This is a genomic window from Paenibacillus gyeongsangnamensis (assembly GCF_027533625.1).
In the GTDB taxonomy this organism is placed as follows: Bacteria; Bacillota; Bacilli; order Paenibacillales; family NBRC-103111; genus Paenibacillus_G; species Paenibacillus_G gyeongsangnamensis.
Genome location: NZ_JAQAGZ010000024.1, coordinates 1 through 19,931, shown reverse-complemented (window position 1 = coordinate 19,931; position 19,931 = coordinate 1). Strand labels below are relative to the sequence as shown.

Here is a 19,931-nt window from a genome sequence, read left to right as displayed (position 1 = left end):
AATGAAACTTGTACTGCTGTCCGGAGGTTCCGGCAAGAGGCTGTGGCCGTTGTCGAACGATTCCCGCTCCAAGCAATTTCTAAAGGTGCTGAAGAGCGAAGAGGGAACGATGGAGTCCATGGTTCAGCGAGTGTGGGGACAGCTTCGCAAAGCCGGTTTCCGGAACGATGCCTATATTGCGACGGGGAAGGCGCAGGTGGACATGATCCACAGCCAGGTCGGGATGGAGGCCCCTATCATTGTCGAGCCGGAACGGCGCGATACGTTCCCGGCGATTGCGCTGGCCGCAGCGTACTTGTATTCGATTGAAGGCGTCAGCGTAAACGAGACGGTCGCGGTGCTGCCGGTCGATCCTTATGTGGAAGACCACTTTTTCGAGCGGATCCGCCGGTTGGAAGCCGTCATCGGGCAGTCTTGCGCGGATCTGGCGCTGATGGGGGTTAAGCCGACGTACCCCTCCGAGAAATACGGATACATCGTACCGACGGAAACGGCGAAGGAAACGTCGAATTATTTAACGGTAAGCCATTTCATCGAGAAGCCCCGGGAGGATAAAGCGGCAGCCCTGATCGAGCAAAGCGCGCTTTGGAACTGCGGGGTTTTTGCTTTTAAGCTGGACTATATGATCAACCTTCTTGCGGACAAAGGTCTTCCCATCCAATACGATGAGATGCTGAAGCAGTATGGCAAGCTTCCCTCCATCAGCTTCGATTATGAAGTGGTCGAGAAGGCAAACCGCATCGCCGTCATCCCTTATGACGGGTACTGGAAAGATCTGGGTACCTGGAATACGCTCACCGAGGAAGTGGAGAGCACGATTATCGGCCACGGCACCGTCAGCCACGATTCGGTCAATACGCATCTGATTAATGAACTGGATATCCCCGTTGCCGTACTGGGCCTCTCGAACGTGATTGTTTCCACGAGCCCCGACGGCATTCTTGTGGCGGATAAGAGCGCCAGTCCCCGGGTCAAGGATCTGATCAAGCCGCTGGAGCAGCGGCCCATGTTCGAGGAACGTCGCTGGGGGACGTACCGCGTGCTCGATTATAAGAAGTTTCCGGACACCGGCGAGGTGCTTACCAAACGGATCTGCATCATGGCCGGTAAAAATTTGAGCTACCAGATGCATTTTAAACGGGATGAAGTCTGGACGGTCATCGCAGGCGAAGGGGAATTCATCTTGAACGAGCAGATTCAACTCATCCGAGCGGGCGACGTCCTCAAAATTCCGAAGGAATCCCGGCACAGCCTGCGGGCGATCCGGGATTTGGAAATCATTGAAGTCCAAACGGGCTCCGAGCTGGTCGAAGAGGATATTATCCGTTTGTGCATGACTTGGGATGAAATTATAGATTATTGTGCGGTCCATAGGGGATGAGCGTCGTTGGCAGCAAAAGGGTACCCGATGAAGTGGGGGATTATGCTCCACGACAAAATGTACAACCAGGTTTATGGAAAGAAGAGGGCTTACGAGCTGCTGTACAGCTTAAGCTCCTGCGTGAACGGCCTGTACGTCATGCCGGTCGCTCCAAAGCTGAAGAAGGTTCAGGCAGAACTGAGCAAGAGCGGGGAATATTACAAAAAGTGGCGAGCCAAGAACAAGGAGAAAATCAGAGCTTATCAGAGGGAATACCGCTCCAAGCAAAGAAACAAATCCTGACGATGCTTGTTTCCCCGCACGGGAGGAAGCTGCCCGTTCCGGCCGCGGAAAGGATGGAGCCCGGGTGGACAAAGTCAAACCGCTGTTAATGGCTCTTCCCTTGCTGATCTGCGCAGCGTTGGTATTTTTTTTCTCCTCACAGTCCTACGACAAGCAATCGCTCACGCCCTTCTTAACGCAGCACGTAAACAAGACGGAGCTTAGCCGCCTTCTCCCGGACGTGACTATTGATTACGGTGAAAAGCATATCCGTGCGAAGCAATCGCCGTTCGCTTTTGTTGAGTTTGTGATCCGCAAGGGCGCGCACCTTACGATCTATGCGATGCTTGCCGCATGCGGCCATCTCGCGTTAAGACCGTACCGTCTGTCCGCGGGTTCCGTATTGCTGATCGTAATGGCTTCCGTGCTGACGGTAGCTGCGGTTGATGAATGGAATCAAACCTTTCGGGCTTACCGGACCGGAATGTACCAGGACGTTATTCTGGATGCCGCGGGAGGCATGATCGGGATCACGGTTTGTTCGATTGGGTTCGCAATGAAAGATAGACGCGGTAAGAGAGGACGCAATTTGGGTAAAAAACGGATGGGGTGACAACCTAGGGTCATCCCCCCGGTAGTTGAACATCGAATGGAGGAATTAAGATATGGAAGCTATGGTGATGAGCTACGTCGGAACGATCATTAAAGAAAGCATTCATAAAGACATCTCAGAACAGAACGTAGCGCAATTGAAGGCGGCGATTGAAGTTATTCCTTGCATTGAAATTCCGGAGCAGGAAAAGCGTTGGCTATGCTCCTGGGTGAACGGCCATCTGGAATAAGCAAGGCATGGGAAGGAACAGGTACGGCTGCCTTCCGGATTAAAGCGCGGTTCGCATAGAGCGTTCGGCCCGAATAAAAGCGATGAAGCGTTTGGCTTCTTCCTCCGACAGCTTGGTTCCGTCGATTGTCAAGGTAAATTTATCCAGTATTTCCTCATTGGACAGCTCCAGGCTGTCCACGAATACGCCCACCTCTTGATCCAACGTCACTTCCGGGTCGTCGGTACGCGAGAGCAAATAGTCGATAGATACGCCGAAATAGCTCGCAATCTTGCCTAGCGTCTCATAATCGGGCTCTCGGCGGTTCTTCTCGTAGTGCGACAGCGAAGCGCGGGATATGTCTAGCTTGTGGGAAAGCTCTTCTTGGGTTAACGAATGCTTTTCCCTGAGGTAGGCGATGCGATTACCAATCTGGCCCACTGGGGTTCCTCCAATCCATTATCCTTTAATTGGTTCTAAATTCTCATAGCGGTAATTCTATATGACTATAAAAGGGATCGTAAGTATTCACGTAAAGCGGCTCTTCCGTTTGCCCTTGATCCTGCTGTAGTCCAGGTTATTTATGGAAATTATACAATATGTATCGGTATTTGTGAAGGACAGTTCGTCAGCGGCAGCGTTCGGACAGGACATCAACAGCTTCTTACTCTAAAGAAAAATTTATAAAATTAGGGATACGTTTTGTATCTAATCCATGCTACAATTAGTATACAAGCCCCGACATGAATGAACAGTTCTCCACTAATTTCGCGCTGCACTGCTGTCTCGTCTTGGTTTCGAATCACCACTCTAATCATTCGTCTGAATGAAAGCATCGTCTAATTCACAGAACTACTTCCAGCTGCAGTCCATGCGGCTTGGATTATCCGTCCGCTAGGTAAAAAGCCGCGGATTGAGATTCTGTCGAAAAATGTAATTTATTCTACTAGATTATACATTATGTATCGTTGTTTGTGAAGTTAGTTTCAGCACATATGGGGCTAATCGGCTAACATTTTTCAACCCATTGACAAATAAGGAGGAAATGCACATGATCGGATCACAAATCCAAAGGCTTCGCCAGCAAAAACGGATGTCTTTAACGGAGCTTGCCGCCAGGGCAGGGGTAGCCAAGTCGTATCTCAGCTCCATTGAAAGAGATTTGCAGTCCAACCCCTCGATCCAATTTCTTCGCAAGCTGGCTCCGGTTCTGGGGGTCAACGTACAATCGCTCATCCTTCAGGAGCAAACGGATAAGCCGGATCCTCTCGATACGGAATGGGTACAAATTATTCAAGAGCTGAGCGCGCTCGGAATTAATAAAGACTCGCTTCGAAGCATGCTCACCCAGCTTAAGACAACCGAGGCTATCGCATTTGATCACACGGCCGTTCGTTAAATAGGAAATCCTCTCCTTCGAACGGGTATACAGCGGCCCGTCTAAAAAAATCTTTATAGTCTCAACAAATGCCGTTTAATGACTATTATAAGCTGCATATTTTCCGATAAAAGAATTAGCAGGTCACGGAAAAAGAGACGAGAGAGAGGTAGCCATGGAGAAAACCATACCTTTAGATGTTGTGCATGCGCTCCGTCAGTTAGGGATCAATCCGGACAAGGCTTTGGCTTTCATGTCGCTTGAAGCGGAAAAAGGGCCCCAGCCGGAGCTCGATATTCAGAGCGGGACCCCATCATCGGAAAACTGGAGTAACGGGATGCCTCTACCCGCCTCCCCGCAATCCTCCAAAGTTTAATTCAGTTCTTCCAACTCCCGGGCAGTTGCATTCTTCAATTCATGGAACGGAATCGTCATGAGCAGATCGTACATGGGCCTGTGGTTTAAGCGGCTCCGATACACGGTCAAAGCGTTCGCGGCCCATTCCGGCTGGAAGCCGTCATGGGGCTTAAGCCGATTCAGCTCACCGTACTGCCGGCCCGAAGAGCCGCAGCCTCTTCGGGCAAGCGTCAGGTGCGGCTTGTAAGCCCGATCCTCCTTGGCGAAGCCGAGCGGCTCCATCGCGTCCTCGACCCGGCTTTGAAGTGTGGTCAATTCCTCGGTATCTCCGGCAATTCCGGCCCATAGCAAGCTTGGAAGCGCCGGTTTCCCGAAGATCCCGAGCGACGTCAGCTTTAGTCTCAGAGCTGGCGCAGCTGCAGCCGCTGGCAGGAGCGCCTGGCGAATGAGGGCCAAATTCTCCGTTTCCGTTTCCCCGAGAAATTTCACGGTCACATGCAAATCCTCCGGATGCATCCATTTTTGAAAAGGGAGCTCCGTCTTCAGCTCCTCCATCCATTCGTTTACGAACGTCTTGATCTCCTGCGGCAAAGACACCGCAACAAACAGCCGCTGCTTCGGCTCCAAGCGGTCCATACCTCCCTCGATTGTCATGAAACGTACACTTGATGAAGCGTGTCCAACTTTGCTATCATAACCATATCCTAATGAAAAAGCGAAGGTGTGAGATCAGTGGCTAAGCGCGCTTACAATTTTAACGCGGGACCGGCTGCGCTTCCTTTGGAAGTGCTTCAGAAAGCACAGGAGCAATTGGTTGAGTATCAGGGAATCGGCATGTCCATCATGGAAATTTCCCACCGCAGCTCCCAGTACGAGCAGTTGAACGAAGAAACGCAGAGCTTGATGAAGGAATTGTTCGGCATCCCTGACGGCTACAAGGTGCTGTTCCTGCAGGGCGGCGGAAGCACGCAATTCGCAATGATTCCAATGAACTTCCTGAAAGCCGGCAAGACGGCCGCTTACGTTCATACCGGCTCTTGGGCGGACAAGGCGCTCAAGGAAGCGAAGCTGTTCGGCGAAACCGCGGTTGTGGCGAGCTCCGAGGCGGACAAGTTCACGAAGATTCCCGACCTGAGCGGGCTTCAACTCGGCGAGAACACCGCTTACCTTCATATTACCTCGAACGAAACCATTGAAGGCTCCCAGTATCAGCAATACCCGGATACCGGCAGCGTACCGCTCATCGTCGATATGTCCAGCGATATCTTGTCCCGTCCTGTAGATATTTCCAAATTCGCGATGATCTATGCAGGCGCGCAGAAGAACCTCGGCCCATCCGGCGTAACGGTCGTCATTCTGCGGGAGGATATGCTCGAAGACCTTCCCAAGAACATTCCGACCATGCTGAAGTACGAGATTCACGCCAAGAACAATTCGCTATATAACACACCTCCGGTATATTCGGTTTACATGGTTAACCTGGTGCTGAAGTGGATTAAGGAAAACGGGGGACTGGAGGCCATGGAGCGACGGAACCGCGAGAAAGCGGACCTGATCTATCAAGCGATCGACGGCAGCGGCGGCTTCTACTCCGGCGTAGTCGATCCAGCTTACCGCTCCATTATGAACATCACGTTCCGCATGAAGGACGAGGAGCTCGAGAAGAAATTCGTGAAGGAATCCGAAGCGAACGGCTTCGTAGGCCTGAAGGGACACCGCAGCGTAGGCGGTCTGCGCGCTTCGACTTACAACGCCGTGCCCTATGAAGCGTGCAAGGCGCTGGCGGAATTCATGGCGGATTTCCAGAAGCGCAATAGCTAACGATTTGCCCTGAATGGACGGCTCCTGCGGCGGATTTCCGCTGCGGGGGCTCTTTTCAATTCCAAACCGATACCGGCGCCAAAAAGAGGAGCACCGGCGCAAGGCAGCAGCACTCCTCTTCTATCGGGTAAGGCGGGAAAAACGAACGCAGCTTAGGCAAGCGATTCTTTGATAGCCGGCTCGGTCAGCTTGTAGCCGACGTTGCGGATGGTTACAATATATTCAGGATTGCGCGCGTTGACTTCGATCTTATCGCGCAGGTGGCTGATATGCACGTCAACGATCCGTGTATCGCCGAGGAAGTGATAGTCCCATACGCCGTGCAGCAGCTGCTGGCGGCTCAGCACTTTGCCGCGGTGCTTGCAAAGGAACAGCAGCAGATCGAATTCTTTCGGCGTCAGCTCAATCGGCTGCCCTTTAACGGCTACTTCCCGCTGATCCGGTTGTATGGCGATTTGGCCGATCTGAATCGGCGATTGCTCCGCCGTGGACGGCAGCGTCTGAATGCGGCGCAGAATCGCTTGGATGCGGGAGATGAGCTCCTGCGGGCTGAACGGCTTCGTCATGTAATCGTCCGCACCGTTATCCAGTCCTGCGATCTTGTCGGTCAAATCTTGCATCGCAGTCAGCATAATGATCGGCACCAGATTATTCTGCGAGCGGAGCTTGCGGCACACCTGGATGCCGTCCATCTTCGGCAGCATCAGGTCGAGAACGATCAGGTCGGGACGGAAATGCTGAATCGACTGGAATACGGCCTCGCCGTCATACACGCATTGCACTTCAAAACCGACTAGCTTTAGGTTAAATTCTATGAGCATGGAAATGGAAGGTTCGTCATCAACGACAAGAATTTTCTTCTTCATCATGTCGGGGAATCTCCTTTTGAGTAAGCGCTGTAATGATTCTATTATCTCAGACGACTATCAACCGGATATTAATGAAAGGTAAACCGAGTGTTAAATTTGTATATAAGGATGAGGGACATTGGCATTTCACATTGTACTTGTGGAGCCGGAGATTCCGGCGAATACCGGCAACATTTCGCGGACGTGCGCCGCGACGGGAACGTGGCTGCACCTGGTAAGGCCGCTTGGCTTCGATACGGACGACCGTACGCTGAAGCGGGCCGGGCTTGATTACTGGCATTCGGTCAAACTCGAATATCACGATTCGTTCCAGGAAGTGAAGGACCGGTATCCGGATGGCCGCTTCTTTTTTGCGACAACGAAGGCGGATAAGCTTTACACAGAATTTACATTTCAAGATGGCAATTTCCTGGTATTCGGGAAAGAAACGAAAGGGCTGCCTTCGGACATATTAGAAGCGCATCCGGGACAGCTTATGAAAATGCCGATGACCGATGCCGTACGCTCGCTCAATCTGTCCAACAGCGCGGCGATCATCTTATACGAAGGACTAAGACAGACAGGCTTTCGCGGACTCTCATAATAAAATGCTCCGGTAAGGTTTCAGTGTAACCGAATCAGGGTATTAATCCTCATATCCTCCGAAATCCGCCGGATCGGGAGCCGGTTCTCTCATGAAATTGCAGAGAAAAACTAACGGAATAAGGAAGGATTTTTCACATCTGCGTCGAACTCTATATTGAAACATAGGGAACGTATGTGAAAGGTGAGGTGAATTGATAATGAAGCCGGCGGGAGTTGTCAGAAAAGTGGACCAGCTCGGAAGAATTGTTCTTCCGAAATCGCTTCGTAAACGATATCAAATGAATGAGGGCGATCCTGTCGAGATCTTGGTGAGCGGCGATCACATTATTTTGGAAAGATACCGCCCGCGCTGCGTCTTCTGCAGTTCAATGGAGCAGGTCAGCGAATTTAAGGAGCGGCATATTTGCGCCGAATGCCTTACTGAGATGAACGTCCTGAAAGAAACCAAATAGCCCCGGAAAAAATAAACATCACGAATGCAGCTTAGGAAAGCTGCCGTGATGTTTTTTTCATCTCCCTCTTTGTTGCTCGGCGGAGTCAAACACAATAAGGACCGGTTCGCCTGGGGCAAACCGATCCTTATAAGGAGTAGCCTATTACAGACCCTTGGTCTGGTCTTCGTTGTAAGCAGCGGTAAGCATCGCTGTGATGAACATAAGGAAAACGACAATTGTGATCCAAAAAGTGGCTGACATCGGCTGCACCTCCTGCCCCTTATTATAACCAACGGGAAAACATTTGAAAACTTATAAATATGTGAACTTTTTACTTGAAAAACAAGAAATGCGTAGCGAGCGGACGCAGGCGGCCGTTATCGGACGGACGGTTGATGACCTGCCCGTCGAAGATCAGCGTCGAGGAGCCGCCTCCATCCAGATTGTAGGCGTCCTTGACGCCCAGCGCCAGCAGCTTATCCTGCAGTTCGGAGAGCGTGGCACCCGAATTGCCGCGTTCATCGAATCCGTCCGTTACCATAAACAGCAGCTGGTCGTTCTTGAAATTACCGACCACCGTCCTTGGGGCGCGGGCCGGCGAATTCAGCCACTGGGGCGGAATCGGCTGCTTCTTGCCGTTCTGCAGCAGAACCGGGACGAAGGTGGCGCCGTAAGCCGGCTTCAGCTTGTCGAGATCCTCCTGGCGGGAAAACTTGCCGCCGATCAGCTTGCGGTCCGTGCTCATGCCGATGAACGTCAAGTCCTCGAAGGTCGGCTCGAAGCCGTAGACATACTTCCCGTTCATGACCGTCGTGCTGAGCGGGAACCGTTTGCCCGTCTTGCTGTCGTCGGCGAAGCCGCCCGCGTTCACTCCGGCTATCGCGCCGTAGCGGCGGGCCGCGCTTAGCGTCGTCTCGCTGCCGCCGACTTTGTCGTTCCCGAGCACCATCGCCATGCCCTTCTCCGTACGCAGGTCCACCTTCAGCGCATAGCCCTGATAATTGGTTTCGTTAAAGGTGAACAGCTTCAGATCGACATTGGAAGAATTGGAGCTGCGGGAGGGCTTGCCGCCGAGCTTGGCGCTAATGCGGGAGTCGAACACGGCGGCCGGCCGCTTCGATGCGGCGTCAGCCGTTTGCACCATAACCGCCGAATCGGCCGAGCTCTTCGCGTACAGCTCGTAATATTTCTCGATTGTGCTGCGTGTCTGTACGGCGTCTGTGTTCATCCGGTCGAGCTTCGTCAGTACCGACTGCAAATCGATCGCGAAGCCCGATGTGGAAGAGGACTTAGGCTGCGGCTGGGGCAGAGGCACGGATAATTGCGAGAAGAACAGAAACAGCATAAGTCCGAGGAAAGGGGCCATGGCCAGCAGCATGGTCCGGTTAATGCCTTGTATCGCATTCATTTCGTTGATTCACCCGCCTTATTGCAGTGCATCCAGATTTTTCTTCAGATCGTCCAGCTTCTTCTTGACGTCGGCCAGCTGCGTATACAGCTGATTGCTGTTGTCGGTCTTGCTGTTGGCGCTATCCTTCGTGAAAGCGAGAAGCTCGTTCACCGAATCGATCTTGGCCTGCATCTTCGACATATCGGCGGTGACGCTGTCTTTCAGCTGGGTCACCTGCTTCTTGTAATCCTCCTGCACGGCAGCCAGCTGATCTTCGGTTTGCTTCGCAATCTCGCTGGCGATCTGGTGCCGCAGATGGTCCGTATAGGCCTTCGCTCCCCAGACGCCGAGACCGATCAAGAGAGCCCAGGCGAGGAACAGATAAAGATAGGTTCTTGGATGCTCTTGTTCTTTCTTGACTTTGCCGGTTCGCGTGAAGGGCTGTTCCGCGGCCGGCTCGATAGGTAATTGATTCATGGCTGGTTCTCCTTCCGGTATTCGTTCGGAGATTGGCCGACCATTTTCTTGAACACTTTGCTGAAATATTTCTCGTCTTCGTATCCTACCATTTGGGCCACCTGGGAGATCCGGAGGTGGGGGTTCAGAAGCAGCATCTTGGCTTTATCCATGCGGATACCGCTGATATAATCGGATAAATTGACTTCGAATTCCTGTTTGAATTTGCGGGAAATATATTCACGGCTCAAGTAAAAATGGCTGGCGATCTCTTGTAAAGTGATATCTTGATGATAATGATTCTGAATATGCTTCGCGATTTCATAGATAACATTGCTGTCTTGATGCTGCCTTCTGAGAAACTGCCGCGACAACTCGGTCAGGCTCCGGAGCTGCTGCTCCCGCCATAATTCGATGGACAGCGTTCCTTGCTCGTCCAGCGGCACCGAGAAGGGGGTGAGACCTTCCTTGGCAGCGGCGGGCGAAGGCTGCTCGCCCGGCAGCTCGGCAAGCCAGCGGCTGCGGAAGGCGTTATATTCATACCACCACATCTCAAGCTGCTCGATGCTGATTCGGTCGAGGCGGCGGACGGAGGCGATCCATTCGTCCAGCTGCTTGCGGATTTGCTCTTCGCTCCCGCTGCGGATGGCGAGACGGATGCCTTCGGCAAATTCGCTGAAGGACAGCAGCTTGGCCGGAGGGGGCTCCGCTGTATATTCATGCACTTCCTTGGTCTTCGAGAGCAGATTGCGCCGCCGCAGCGCGGTCTTCGCTTCGCCGTAGGCTGCGGCCAGTCCCCCGGGGAACGGCTGCGTCAGACTGACTCCGATATCCAGGCTGCTGCGCAGCGCGGATTGGCCGGAAGGCTCCGTAAGGGAATCGGACCATATTTTCTCCCAGTAGACCGGCTTGTATTGATTGCGCTCCATATTCTGCTCCTGCTGCCGTTTCCGCTCCGCCTCTTCCTTCTTCCAGCAGGAGACGGCCTTCTTCACGGCGGCCTCCAGCTGATCCGCATCGATGGGCTTCAGGATATAATCCAGCCCGCCGTGCTGCATCGTATGCCGGACGAGCTCGAAATCGTCGTGCCCGCTAATAACAATCGTTTTGGCGCGGGCAGCATGCTGCTGAAGCCACATCAGCAGCTCCATTCCGTTTTTCAGCGGCATCATCATGTCGGTGAAGACGATCTCCGGTTTCTTCTCCTCGATCAGCCGGATCGCATCCAGGCCGTCCTGAGCCTCCAATACCTCGTCAATCCCATGCTCGTCCCACGAGACCAGCAGCTTGATCGCTTCCCGGACATGTTTTTCGTCATCAACGATGATCGCTTTCAATTGAGTTACCTCCTGCCCGTTGTTCGAAGGGCATATGCAGCGTGACCCGAAAGCCGGTAGGCTCGTTATTTTGCACGGTCAAGTCCGCCATTTCGTTAAAATACAGCCATAGCCTCATCCTTACGTTCAAGAGTCCGATGCTTCCGCCTTCTTCTTCGCCTTCGTCCCCGGCAGGCCGCACGCCTTCCGACAGCTTGCGGTTCAATTCGGCAAGCTCCTCCTCGGACAAGCTTCTTCCGTTATCGGAAACGATAATTTCCATGCGGTCCTGCGGAAGCAGGCGGCTTGCTATCACCAGTTCGTCCGGCTTGGAGCGGGGATCGAACCCGTATTTGAAGTAATTTTCGACGATGGGCTGCAATGTCATTTTCGGTAAAAGCATGTCGAGCGTTTCTTCATCTATATGATACCTCACCGAGAGATCATCTTCAAAGCGCTGCGTCTGAAGCTGCAGATACGCTTTGATATGCTCCAGCTCCTTGCGGAGCGGGACGATCGATTCGTCCGTATTCATGCTGTAGCGCATCATCTTGGCCAGGGATGAGAGCAGCTTATAAATGTTCGGCGCATCGTGCTGCAGCGCGAGCGTGCCGATCGACTGCAGGGAGTTGTATAGAAAATGAGGATTGATCTGCGCCTGCAGCGCTTTAAGCTGATTCGTCTTGTTGGCGAGATTCAGCATATACTCCTGCTTGATCAGCTGGTTGATCGTCTCCATCATATGGCGGAAGCGCCGGGCGAGAATGCCGATCTCGTCCTTCGAGTTCACCTGGATATCCACTTCCAGCTGCCCGCTCTGAATTTGGTTGATGTATCCGATCAGACGCTTGATCGGCCGCGTGAAGCGCAGAGAGATCCAGAGCGTTAAAGCGACGACGACGAACAGCAGCGCGCCCAGAATGACGGATTGAATTTGCGTGAGCTCCCGGGCACCGCGATACAGCTGTTCATAAGGAATTTGCTTCACGAGCGTCCACTTCATGAACGGCGTTTCCACGCGCTCGAATATACGGATGCTGTCCTTCGTCTCGAGGGTCCCGTCGTTCTCCGGCCGTGCAAGAATCTCATCGACCCATACGTCCCGGGGCTTCACTCCAAGCGAATCCGCCAGGCTGCTGGAGTAGACGAGCTTCCCTTGCTCATCCAGCAAATAGATGTTTTCCTGCTCATTTTGCAGCTGGCCCAGAAGCCCGTTCAACGTTTCCGTCTTCATATCCACCGAGAGCGAACCGATGAGCGCCTTCGACGGGATCCGATAAATTTGCCTGTGAATAGTCAAAACGTACCGGGGAGGAAAATAAAAGGAAGGCCCCAGATTGTAATTATGGCTCAGGTGCGTCGTTTCCACCACGGACTCGTACGAATCCTTGCGGCTCCATTGATCCGTCGGGACGGTGATTTCCGGGCTCAGACTGGGATATTTTCTTGAATTGAGCAGAAGGAACGACCGCGGCTCTCCCGGGCCCCGTTCAAAAATATTCAAATAGACCTGGTACACGTCCTGGTTAAGCGAGATCGTTTGCATTAAATTGTAAATTTCCGCTTCGCTTTCATACCCCGTAAATCCGAGGTCGATCAGGCGGCTGAACGATTGATTCCGGTAAACGGAAAAGGTGAGCTCATTCAGCTGGTTCATGTAGTTGATCAGGTTCAGCTTCCCTTGGTTCAGCAAATTGGTGCTTTCGACAATCGCTTTCTGCTTCACGGATTGCTTCGTATACATATTCGTCACAATCATGGACGTAACGATCGGGGCGATAGTTGCAATGAGCAGCAGTAGAATCAGTTTCAGGCGCAAGCTGTTGCGTCCCAGGTCTGCTCCTCCTCTCTTGACGGCGCATTAACGACGGAAAGGTCAATATTTTACACCTAACGGTTCATGATCTTCGGTGTCCTCCGCTGAGATTTTTAATTACACTCTGTACTATAGACAAATTCTCAGCGAAAAAAAAGCTCGAATTAAGGAGGGGATTGCGATGAATCGACGAAAATCGGCAAGCTGGCTGGAACAGCTCGTGTTTGTCGGACCGGCGTTCATTTGCTTTGCATTGATTATGATCGTGCCTTTCTTTCTAGGCATGTACTATTCGTTTACCGATTGGAACGGGGTATCCGGTACCGTCACCTTCAACGGCCTCTCCAATTTTAAGCAAATTTTGTTTCACGATCCGGACTTTTTGAAGGCCTTCTGGTTCACGATCCGCTTCTCTGTCGTAGCGGTCATCATTACGAACCTGCTCGCGTTCCTCATCGCCATGCTGCTGACCCAGCCGCTGAAGCTGCGAAATGCGCTGCGGACGGTCTTTTTCCTGCCGAACGTCATCGGCGGTCTGCTCCTTGGATTTATCTGGCAGTTTATCTTTGTCAAAGGCTTCGCCGCCATCGGCCAGGCTACGCATATCCCGTTTTTCAATCTGCCGTGGCTCGGCGACGAGAATACCGCCTTCTGGGGAATTGTCATCGTCTTCGCTTGGCAGACCGCCGGTTATTTCATGGTGATCTATATCGCGGCCCTGATGAATTTGCCGAAGGACGTGATGGAAGCGGCGCAAATCGACGGAGCCAAGCCTTGGCAGCTGCTGACCCGCATCATCGTTCCGTTGATCATGCCTGCGGTTACGGTTTGCTTGTTCCTCGCCATCTCGAACTCGTTCAAGATGTTCGACCTGAACCTGGCGCTGACGAAGGGCGGTCCGTTCAAATCGACCGAGTCCGTGGCGCTGAACATTTATACGGAGGCGTTCCAAAACAACCGGTTCGGGCTCGGCACCGCCAAAGCGTTTATTTTCTTCATCGTCGTGGCGGTCATTACGAGCATTCAAGTGCGCATTACGAAGAGCAAGGAGGTTGAGGTGTAATGGAATCCAAACCGCGCTACACCGGACGCGTCTTCGGTATGGAGGCTATCGCGGTCATCATCGGCCTTCTGTTCCTCGTTCCCTTTTATTTCGTCATCGTCAACTCGCTGAAGACGTTCGCCGAGCTGCTGATCGATCCGACGAGTCTGCCGACAACGCTTCAGTGGAACAACTTCAGCCGGGCGTGGACGATTATCAAGTTTCCGACCGTACTGACCAACTCCTTGATCATTACCGTATTCGCGAATCTGGGGATCGCCCTGATCAGCGCGATGGCGGCCTACCGTTTGGTGCGGCATCCGTCCAAGCTGAACAACCTGCTCTTCGCGCTGTTCGTTGCGGCAATGGTCATTCCGTTCCAATCCATCATGATTCCGCTCGTGAAAGTAGCCAAGACGTTCGGCTTGTTCGACAGCCGGCTCGGACTGATCGTCTGTTACCTCGGGTTCGGCGCCCCAATGTCGATCTTCCTGTTCCACGGGTTCATCAAGTCGATCCCGCAGGAGATCGAGGAGTCGGCCGTCGTGGACGGAACGAGCAATTACGGCACGTTCTTCCGCATCGTGCTTCCGCTGCTTAAACCGATAGCGGTAACGGTCATATTGCTGAACAGTCTGTGGATCTGGAACGACTTCCTGCTGCCGTTCCTTATTCTGCAGAGTCCCGGGCTGAAGACGATTCCGCTCGCAACGAATTCCTTCTTCGGGCAGTATACGAAGCAGTGGGATTTGGCCTTGGCCGCGTTGGTGCTGGGCGTGACGCCGATCATCATTTTCTTCCTGGCCATGCAGCGCCATATTATCGAGGGTATTACGGCAGGGTCCGTTAAGGGCTGATATACCCGTGAGCAGCCGGCTCCTATACGAGGAGCCGGCTTTTTTTGTCTCTCTTAGGCAGGCGGAATACTTTTGGGGCAGTATATGATATAGATTACTAAAGAGGGTAATAGGTGGAGAGAAGGAGGGATGCCGTATGCTCGGCTGGTTTCAAGCTCCGCTTGTCACTGCGCTGCTTTCCATGCTGTTCGCGCAGTTCGTGAAGGTGCCGCTGCGCTTGTTCAAGGACGGCAGCTTCCAGCCCACGCTGATGTTCTCGACGGGCGGGATGCCCAGCTCCCACTCGGCCATGGTCACGGCGCTGGCCGTTTCCGTCGGGATGCGAAACGGCTTTGCCAGCGATCTGTTTGCGATGTCCGCCGTCTTCTCGCTGATCGTGATGTATGATGCCATGGGCATCCGGAGGCATGCCGGCCGGCAAGCGGTCACGCTCAATAAGCTGCTCAGCGAGAAGATCATCGATCCGGTCAAAGGGCTGCAGCACAAAAATGTGATCAAGCAGCAGCTGAAAGAAATGCTCGGCCATGAGCCGAAGGAAGTGATTTGGGGAGCGATCACAGGGATCGCCGCGGCTTTGCTGCTGCACTCGTTATAGAGAGGCGGGCAAGAAAGCAGGGATCTGCACTGCGTAAGAGTGAAGATAAACGGTTTGCTTGCATATGCTTAAGCGAACGGGGAGAAGTGTATGAGGAAGCCCCGTTCGAGAAGAACGGGGCTTATTTTTGCGGCGTACGGTTTATCGGCCGGGAAGGATGTGTATTCATTAATAGTTGGGTTTAACTCAGAAAAATCGGGATGAAAGGAGATCATACAATGAGGCCTGTGCCGGAATGACCTTAGGATGCTCTGAAGGGGACCCGGGGAAGGCCGGAGCGATCATCGCCGACCTGCTGCGTCTAGATGCCGAGAAGATCGAGGAGGGCACCACCGACGAGCCAGTAGCTTAACAGACAGCTGAGCACTACCAGAACCACATGTTTAAGAAGCTTCAAAACCATTCACTCCAAATATTAAAATATTGTAAATAGAGACGATCTTTGTATACCATACTTCAACCCGGTCGAAATAACAAGGCTTAATTGCGGATCGCGGCGCTTTCGGAGCCGAATCCGGCCGAAGGCGCGTTTTCGTTTATCAACAATTTGATGGAAAGCGGGTGGCGGAATTGAGCCTGACCGAATTACGCGCCGGGGCGCGCAAGACCTTGCAGGGAAGATGGCTGTCGTTTGCCGGATATACCTTTGTTATTCTTCTTCTCACGGCCGCGATTCCGAATATGCTTGAGAAGATCGATCCCAAGGATACGTTCGGTATAGGGACCATCCTTTCCATACTCTACAGCTTGCTCGTGGTGAATGCCATACAGCTCGGAGTCAATGCATTATATTTGAAGGTGAGCCGGGGGGAAGAGGGGTCTCTTGGAACGATATTCGCTTACTTCTCGAACGGGGGATATGCCAAGGCCATCCTATTTTATGTTCTGATGGGGATCTACCTGTTTTTATGGAGCCTGCTGCTCGTTATTCCGGGTATCATTAAAGGGTTTTCTTACGCCATGGCGCCATTCATTCGAGTCGACGAGCCGGAGCTTACGGCGAACGAGGTGATAACCAAGAGCCGCCGGATGATGGACGGTTACAAATGGAAGCTGTTCTGCCTTTATCTCACTTTTCTGGGCTGGCTGCTGTTATCCGTCCTTACACTCGGAATCGGACTCTTCTGGTTAATCCCGTATATGCATTTCAGTCTCGTCCACTTCTATCGCGATCTGAAGAAGAAGCAGTCTTGATAATCAGGTACAGGCCAACGAATACGCCAGGATAAACGGCTACGCCGTCCTTGTCTTACAAGGACCAGCGCGTTTATCAAGGTTGATGCGAAGCTATAAGCCCGCGAAAAACTTATAAAGTCTTATCAACTAAAAAAGGCTGGACGACGGAACCTCCGTTGTCGCAGCCTTTTCTACGTTAAATGGAATCGGAATCGATCTTGCGGGCCAGCTGCTCCGACATCTTATGAATTAACTCGAAGAATTGCTCCCGCTCCCCGCCGGTCAACGGCTCCAGCAGATCGGCAAAAAGCCGCTGACGGGCGGCCATGGTCTCCTCGATGACTTGACGGCCTTTGTCCGTCAGCGTCGTTTTCACCGTCCGCCGGTCTTCTTTGCTGCGCAGCCGGACGATCAGGCGGTCTTCTTCCAGCTGATTCAGGGAAATCGTCGTGGCTCCGGAGGACAGCTGAAGCTCCCGTGCAATGTCGATAACCATGCAGGATTGCTTTTTATAAATCGTCTTAAGGATATGATATTTCGTTGGGTTCAACCGGAAATCGTAAGCCTTGTCCATATTCTCTAACAGCTTCTGCTTATAGCGAAGAAACGTTTCCGTCAGCCGGTCCATGGCTTCGACTTGGTCGGCAATCTCCTCATTAGAGTAGTCCATCTTCCTGCTCCTTATTCAATGTCATGATAACTGGTTATGAAAACAGTATACAGGATTTCATTGGTATTTGTATTCTGTTTTTTTATGTGTTAAAGTAACTTTATCATATAATTACTTTATAACAAAGTAGTTAAAAATTTTAACAATAACCGGAGGGATATTGAGGTATGAAAGGTCGTTTATTTGCAGCCAATATTATTGGCGTTATTGTTATTGTCGCATTGGTGATGGGCGGTTTTTACTACTATGTCCAAACGTCTCAATATATTAAAACGGATGATGCGCGCGTTGCAGGCGATATCATGAGCGTATCGGCTCCGGCCGCGGGGACGCTGAACTCCTGGACGGCCAAAGAAGGGTCCGTAATCGCCAAAACGAGCGCCGTCGGACAAGTATCGGACGGTACGAAATCCGTGAACGTCGCAGCCCCGTTGGACGGAACGATTGTGAAAAACCAAGCTAAGGAAGGGCAAGCCGTACAGCCGGGACAATCCCTCGCACAGATGGTCGATATGCGCAAGCTCTATGTTGTGGCCAATATCGACGAGGATCAGCTCCGCGATATTCAAGTAGGCTCGGCTGTCGACGTAACGGTTGACGGAGATCCGTCCAATACGCTGAAAGGGAAGGTTGAAGAATTCGGTCATGTGACCAACTCGGTCTTCTCGCTCATGCCTTCGAGCAACACCAGCAGCAACTTCACCAAAGTCACGCAAAAGGTTCAAGTGAAAATCTCGATCGGCAACTATTCCGACACGGTATTGCCGGGGATGAACGCTGAAGTGAAAATTACGAAGAAATAAGCCGGAACACCAGGCATAGAAAGGGGCGCTGCTCTTATGGCTTTATCCACTAAGGCGGCGACGGGCAGCGGCGGCGGGGTGTCGGGGCATATCCCGCTGCTGATCGTTCTGATGCTGGGGCTGTTCCTGGCTATTCTGAACCAGACGCTGCTGAACGTCGCTCTTCCGCATATGACCGCCGAGTTCGGCGTAGCAACGACAACGATTCAGTGGCTGCTGACCGGGTACATGTTGGTCAACGGCGTGCTGATTCCGCTCTCCGCCTTTCTTATCGAAAGGTTCGGCGTGCGCAAGCTTTTCCTGATCGCGATGCTTTGTTTCACCGGAGGGGCGCTGATTTGCAGTCTTGCCTCGACCTTTCCGGTTATGCTCACTGGCCGTCTCATTCAAGCGGTCGGGGGCGGGGTGCTGTCTCCGCTCGTCATGAGCGTGATTCTGTATATTTTCCCTCCGGAAATGCGGGGCAAAGGGATGGGGCTGTTCGGACTGGCGATGATGTTCGCGCCGGCCGTCGGACCGACCTTGTCCGGTTGGGTCGTGCAAAATTACGATTGGCATCTTCTCTTCTCGGGCATGATTCCTCTCGGCGTCATCGTGCTGATCATTGCGGCCTTCAAGCTCAAGAACATCGAAGAGCCGCGGAATATCAAGCTCGATTATTTCGGAACGGTCACTTCGCTGGCCGGCACCGGACTCCTGCTCTACGGGCTGAGTGAAGCCGGCTCGAACGGCTGGACGGATCCGGTCGTACTGGCCTGCAGTGTCTCCGGTCTGATTCTGCTGATCGTATTCGTGCTGCAGCAGCTGCGTTCCAGCAGCCCGATGCTGGATATGCGCGTATTTAAATACAACGTCTTCTCGCTGTCCACGGTCATTAACGTATTCGTCACGGCCAGCATGTTCGCCGGAATGATTCTGCTGCCGATTTATTTGCAAAATTTACGCGGCTTTACGCCGCTCGATTCCGGGCTGCTTATGCTGCCCGGGGCGATCGTCATGATGATTATGTCGCCGGTATCCGGCATTCTGTTCGACCGGGTCGGTCCGAGGCCGCTTGCCGTAATCGGGATGATCATTACGGTGGTGACGACGTTTGAGTTTACGAGACTGACGCTCGACAGCTCCTACGGCTTCATCCTCATCCTGTATATGATTCGTTTCTTCGGGATGTCCTTGCTGATGATGCCGATCATGACGGCGGGGATGAACCAGCTGCCGCCGCACCTGAGCAAGCATGGCACGGCAATGTCCAATGCGCTGCGGCAAATCAGCGGCTCCATCGGCACGAGTCTGATCACAACCATCTTTACCAACCGTTCGACGGTGCATTTCGCCGGTTTCACGGACAAGATGGACACGACGGATCCGACATTTATGGATTCCTTTAACGCTCTCGTTCACCGGATCATGGATTCGGCCCAGCTGCCGCTCGCGCAGGCTCAGTCCCAAGCGGTGTCCGCTCTGGCCGGCCAAGCGAAGCTGCAGTCGACGGTGATGGGCATCAACGACGCTTTTTTCTGGACGACGATCATCTCCGTCTTCGGCTTGGTGCTGAGCGTCTTCCTTCGGGATGTGCGCAAGGATAAGAACCGGGCCGGAGAAGCTCCGGTTCCGGTCGAACCGGAAGTGATCATGCTTCCGGCTCCGGGCTCTACACGGGGAATGTAAGACAGCCTAATGCAGGCAAGAAAAGAGCAGCGGTACGATGTCAAGACCTTAATTGGAAAAAATCTTGAAGTACCGTAACTTTTTTGGGAGGTGTCCCTAAAAAAGTCCGCATCGAACTAGACCCACCCTATCTTGCCGTTTTCAGATATTTCCTAATAAGCAAGAAAATAGGTGGATGTGTTGGATGTGTTATGTCAAGCTTTTTGTCGGATCACCTCCTGGGGTTCGTAGAGTC

At 52.7% G+C, this 19,931-nt stretch carries 23 protein-coding genes; 15 read left to right on the top strand and 8 right to left on the bottom strand.

All coding sequences use genetic code 11. From position 1 onward, the window contains the following. Nucleotide 1 precedes the first annotated feature (1 nt). The 4 genes from O9H85_RS29585 (at nt 2) to O9H85_RS29570 (ending at nt 2,484) form a co-directional block, all read left to right on the top strand. The gene (locus O9H85_RS29585; RefSeq protein ID WP_269885002.1) at nt 2–1,381 is read left to right on the top strand and encodes a sugar phosphate nucleotidyltransferase; all 1,380 of its coding nucleotides are present in this window, start codon (nt 2–4) and stop codon (nt 1,379–1,381) included. Between the two features lie 6 nt (nt 1,382–1,387). Further along, complete coding sequence (locus O9H85_RS29580; RefSeq protein WP_269885001.1) at nt 1,388–1,663, top strand: hypothetical protein; 276 nt, start codon at nt 1,388–1,390, stop codon at nt 1,661–1,663. A gap of 64 nt (nt 1,664–1,727) precedes the next feature. Next, entirely contained in the window at nt 1,728–2,255 is a 528-nt protein-coding gene (locus O9H85_RS29575) for a VanZ family protein (RefSeq protein ID WP_269885000.1), read from the top strand. 52 nt (nt 2,256–2,307) lie between these two features. Next, entirely contained in the window at nt 2,308–2,484 is a 177-nt protein-coding gene (locus O9H85_RS29570) for a hypothetical protein (RefSeq protein ID WP_269884999.1), read from the top strand. A 39-nt stretch (nt 2,485–2,523) separates the two neighbouring features. Here O9H85_RS29570 and O9H85_RS29565 read toward each other — a convergent pair whose 3' ends face one another. Beyond that, the gene (locus O9H85_RS29565) at nt 2,524–2,904 is read right to left on the bottom strand and encodes a helix-turn-helix domain-containing protein (protein WP_269884998.1); all 381 of its coding nucleotides are present in this window, start codon (nt 2,902–2,904) and stop codon (nt 2,524–2,526) included. Between the two features lie 610 nt (nt 2,905–3,514). Between O9H85_RS29565 and O9H85_RS29560 the strand changes: the two genes are divergently transcribed. Both O9H85_RS29560 and O9H85_RS29555 read left to right on the top strand, forming a co-directional pair. Beyond that, nucleotides 3,515–3,862, top strand: coding sequence for a helix-turn-helix domain-containing protein (locus tag O9H85_RS29560; protein ID WP_269884997.1), 348 nt, complete (start codon nt 3,515–3,517; stop codon nt 3,860–3,862). A gap of 154 nt (nt 3,863–4,016) precedes the next feature. Then, nucleotides 4,017–4,217 carry a hypothetical protein gene (locus O9H85_RS29555; RefSeq protein ID WP_269884996.1) on the top strand — a complete coding sequence of 67 codons (201 nt, stop codon included), beginning with the start codon at nt 4,017–4,019 and terminating at the stop codon, nt 4,215–4,217. On the opposite strand, the gene thpR is transcribed toward O9H85_RS29555, so the two are convergent. Beyond that, a complete protein-coding gene (gene thpR / locus O9H85_RS29550) occupies nt 4,214–4,852 on the bottom strand; it encodes an RNA 2',3'-cyclic phosphodiesterase (protein ID WP_269884995.1) in 639 nt (212 codons plus the stop codon). The two genes, O9H85_RS29555 and thpR, sit on opposite strands and share 4 nt — an antisense overlap. 78 nt (nt 4,853–4,930) lie before the next feature. Here thpR and serC point away from each other — a divergent pair, with 78 nt between their 5' ends. Beyond that, nucleotides 4,931–6,019: a 3-phosphoserine/phosphohydroxythreonine transaminase gene (gene serC, locus O9H85_RS29545; RefSeq protein ID WP_269884994.1), complete on the top strand. Its 1,089-nt coding sequence runs from the start codon at nt 4,931–4,933 to the stop codon at nt 6,017–6,019. Between the two features lie 152 nt (nt 6,020–6,171). Here serC and O9H85_RS29540 read toward each other — a convergent pair whose 3' ends face one another. Beyond that, nucleotides 6,172–6,888: a response regulator transcription factor gene (locus tag O9H85_RS29540; RefSeq protein ID WP_269884993.1), complete on the bottom strand. Its 717-nt coding sequence runs from the start codon at nt 6,886–6,888 to the stop codon at nt 6,172–6,174. A 118-nt stretch (nt 6,889–7,006) separates the two neighbouring features. Here O9H85_RS29540 and trmL point away from each other — a divergent pair, with 118 nt between their 5' ends. Then, nucleotides 7,007–7,471 (top strand): tRNA (uridine(34)/cytosine(34)/5-carboxymethylaminomethyluridine(34)-2'-O)-methyltransferase TrmL, encoded by a 465-nt coding sequence (gene trmL / locus O9H85_RS29535; RefSeq protein WP_269884992.1) that lies wholly within the window; start codon nt 7,007–7,009, stop codon nt 7,469–7,471. A gap of 199 nt (nt 7,472–7,670) precedes the next feature. After that, the gene (locus O9H85_RS29530) at nt 7,671–7,925 is read left to right on the top strand and encodes an AbrB/MazE/SpoVT family DNA-binding domain-containing protein (protein WP_269884991.1); all 255 of its coding nucleotides are present in this window, start codon (nt 7,671–7,673) and stop codon (nt 7,923–7,925) included. A gap of 313 nt (nt 7,926–8,238) precedes the next feature. Here O9H85_RS29530 and O9H85_RS29525 read toward each other — a convergent pair whose 3' ends face one another. The 4 genes from O9H85_RS29525 to O9H85_RS29510 are packed head-to-tail and all read right to left on the bottom strand — an operon-like array spanning nt 8,239 to nt 12,888. Continuing rightward, nucleotides 8,239–9,315: a phosphodiester glycosidase family protein gene (locus tag O9H85_RS29525; protein ID WP_269884990.1), complete on the bottom strand. Its 1,077-nt coding sequence runs from the start codon at nt 9,313–9,315 to the stop codon at nt 8,239–8,241. Nucleotides 9,316–9,333: 18 nt separating this feature from the next. Next, entirely contained in the window at nt 9,334–9,774 is a 441-nt protein-coding gene (locus O9H85_RS29520; RefSeq protein WP_269884989.1) for a hypothetical protein, read from the bottom strand. After that, nucleotides 9,771–11,090, bottom strand: coding sequence for a response regulator transcription factor (locus O9H85_RS29515; protein ID WP_269884988.1), 1,320 nt, complete (start codon nt 11,088–11,090; stop codon nt 9,771–9,773). Before O9H85_RS29515 ends, O9H85_RS29520 begins: the two co-directional genes overlap by 4 nt. Continuing rightward, a complete protein-coding gene (locus O9H85_RS29510; protein WP_269884987.1) occupies nt 11,071–12,888 on the bottom strand; it encodes a cache domain-containing sensor histidine kinase in 1,818 nt (605 codons plus the stop codon). Before O9H85_RS29510 ends, O9H85_RS29515 begins: the two co-directional genes overlap by 20 nt. Nucleotides 12,889–13,066: 178 nt before the next feature. Between O9H85_RS29510 and O9H85_RS29505 the strand changes: the two genes are divergently transcribed. The 4 genes from O9H85_RS29505 (at nt 13,067) to O9H85_RS29490 (ending at nt 16,573) form a co-directional block, all read left to right on the top strand. Continuing rightward, nucleotides 13,067–13,948 (top strand): carbohydrate ABC transporter permease, encoded by an 882-nt coding sequence (locus O9H85_RS29505; protein WP_269884986.1) that lies wholly within the window; start codon nt 13,067–13,069, stop codon nt 13,946–13,948. Next, a complete protein-coding gene (locus O9H85_RS29500; RefSeq protein WP_269884985.1) occupies nt 13,948–14,784 on the top strand; it encodes a carbohydrate ABC transporter permease in 837 nt (278 codons plus the stop codon). The genes O9H85_RS29505 and O9H85_RS29500 overlap by 1 nt, the downstream gene beginning before the upstream one ends. A gap of 136 nt (nt 14,785–14,920) precedes the next feature. Next, complete coding sequence (locus O9H85_RS29495) at nt 14,921–15,379, top strand: divergent PAP2 family protein (protein WP_269884984.1); 459 nt, start codon at nt 14,921–14,923, stop codon at nt 15,377–15,379. A gap of 561 nt (nt 15,380–15,940) precedes the next feature. Next, nucleotides 15,941–16,573, top strand: coding sequence for a DUF975 family protein (locus O9H85_RS29490; RefSeq protein WP_269884983.1), 633 nt, complete (start codon nt 15,941–15,943; stop codon nt 16,571–16,573). Between the two features lie 178 nt (nt 16,574–16,751). Here O9H85_RS29490 and O9H85_RS29485 read toward each other — a convergent pair whose 3' ends face one another. Further along, nucleotides 16,752–17,225: a MarR family winged helix-turn-helix transcriptional regulator gene (locus O9H85_RS29485; protein WP_269884982.1), complete on the bottom strand. Its 474-nt coding sequence runs from the start codon at nt 17,223–17,225 to the stop codon at nt 16,752–16,754. A gap of 167 nt (nt 17,226–17,392) precedes the next feature. On the opposite strand from O9H85_RS29485, the gene O9H85_RS29480 reads away from it, so the two are divergent. Then, a complete protein-coding gene (locus tag O9H85_RS29480; protein ID WP_269884981.1) occupies nt 17,393–18,028 on the top strand; it encodes an HlyD family secretion protein in 636 nt (211 codons plus the stop codon). A 36-nt stretch (nt 18,029–18,064) separates the two neighbouring features. Next, nucleotides 18,065–19,696, top strand: a complete 1,632-nt coding sequence (locus O9H85_RS29475) for a DHA2 family efflux MFS transporter permease subunit (protein ID WP_269884980.1) — start codon at nt 18,065–18,067, stop codon at nt 19,694–19,696. The last annotated feature ends 235 nt before the right edge of the window (nt 19,697–19,931 follow it).

Excerpts from the sequence above, each read along its gene's own strand:
- O9H85_RS29585 (WP_269885002.1), top strand. The coding sequence starts at position 2 with ATGAAACTTGTACTGCTGTCCGGAGGTTCCGGCAAGAGGCTGTGGCCG.
- O9H85_RS29570 (WP_269884999.1), top strand. The coding sequence starts at position 2,308 with ATGGAAGCTATGGTGATGAGCTACGTCGGAACGATCATTAAAGAAAGC.
- O9H85_RS29560 (WP_269884997.1), top strand. The coding sequence starts at position 3,515 with ATGATCGGATCACAAATCCAAAGGCTTCGCCAGCAAAAACGGATGTCT.
- O9H85_RS29555 (WP_269884996.1), top strand. The coding sequence starts at position 4,017 with ATGGAGAAAACCATACCTTTAGATGTTGTGCATGCGCTCCGTCAGTTA.
- thpR (WP_269884995.1), bottom strand. The coding sequence starts at position 4,852 with ATGACAATCGAGGGAGGTATGGACCGCTTGGAGCCGAAGCAGCGGCTG.
- O9H85_RS29540 (WP_269884993.1), bottom strand. The coding sequence starts at position 6,888 with ATGATGAAGAAGAAAATTCTTGTCGTTGATGACGAACCTTCCATTTCC.
- O9H85_RS29530 (WP_269884991.1), top strand. The coding sequence starts at position 7,671 with ATGAAGCCGGCGGGAGTTGTCAGAAAAGTGGACCAGCTCGGAAGAATT.
- O9H85_RS29525 (WP_269884990.1), bottom strand. The coding sequence starts at position 9,315 with ATGAATGCGATACAAGGCATTAACCGGACCATGCTGCTGGCCATGGCC.
- O9H85_RS29520 (WP_269884989.1), bottom strand. The coding sequence starts at position 9,774 with ATGAATCAATTACCTATCGAGCCGGCCGCGGAACAGCCCTTCACGCGA.
- O9H85_RS29505 (WP_269884986.1), top strand. The coding sequence starts at position 13,067 with ATGAATCGACGAAAATCGGCAAGCTGGCTGGAACAGCTCGTGTTTGTC.
- O9H85_RS29500 (WP_269884985.1), top strand. The coding sequence starts at position 13,948 with ATGGAATCCAAACCGCGCTACACCGGACGCGTCTTCGGTATGGAGGCT.
- O9H85_RS29495 (WP_269884984.1), top strand. The coding sequence starts at position 14,921 with ATGCTCGGCTGGTTTCAAGCTCCGCTTGTCACTGCGCTGCTTTCCATG.
- O9H85_RS29485 (WP_269884982.1), bottom strand. The coding sequence starts at position 17,225 with ATGGACTACTCTAATGAGGAGATTGCCGACCAAGTCGAAGCCATGGAC.
- O9H85_RS29480 (WP_269884981.1), top strand. The coding sequence starts at position 17,393 with ATGAAAGGTCGTTTATTTGCAGCCAATATTATTGGCGTTATTGTTATT.
- O9H85_RS29475 (WP_269884980.1), top strand. The coding sequence starts at position 18,065 with ATGGCTTTATCCACTAAGGCGGCGACGGGCAGCGGCGGCGGGGTGTCG.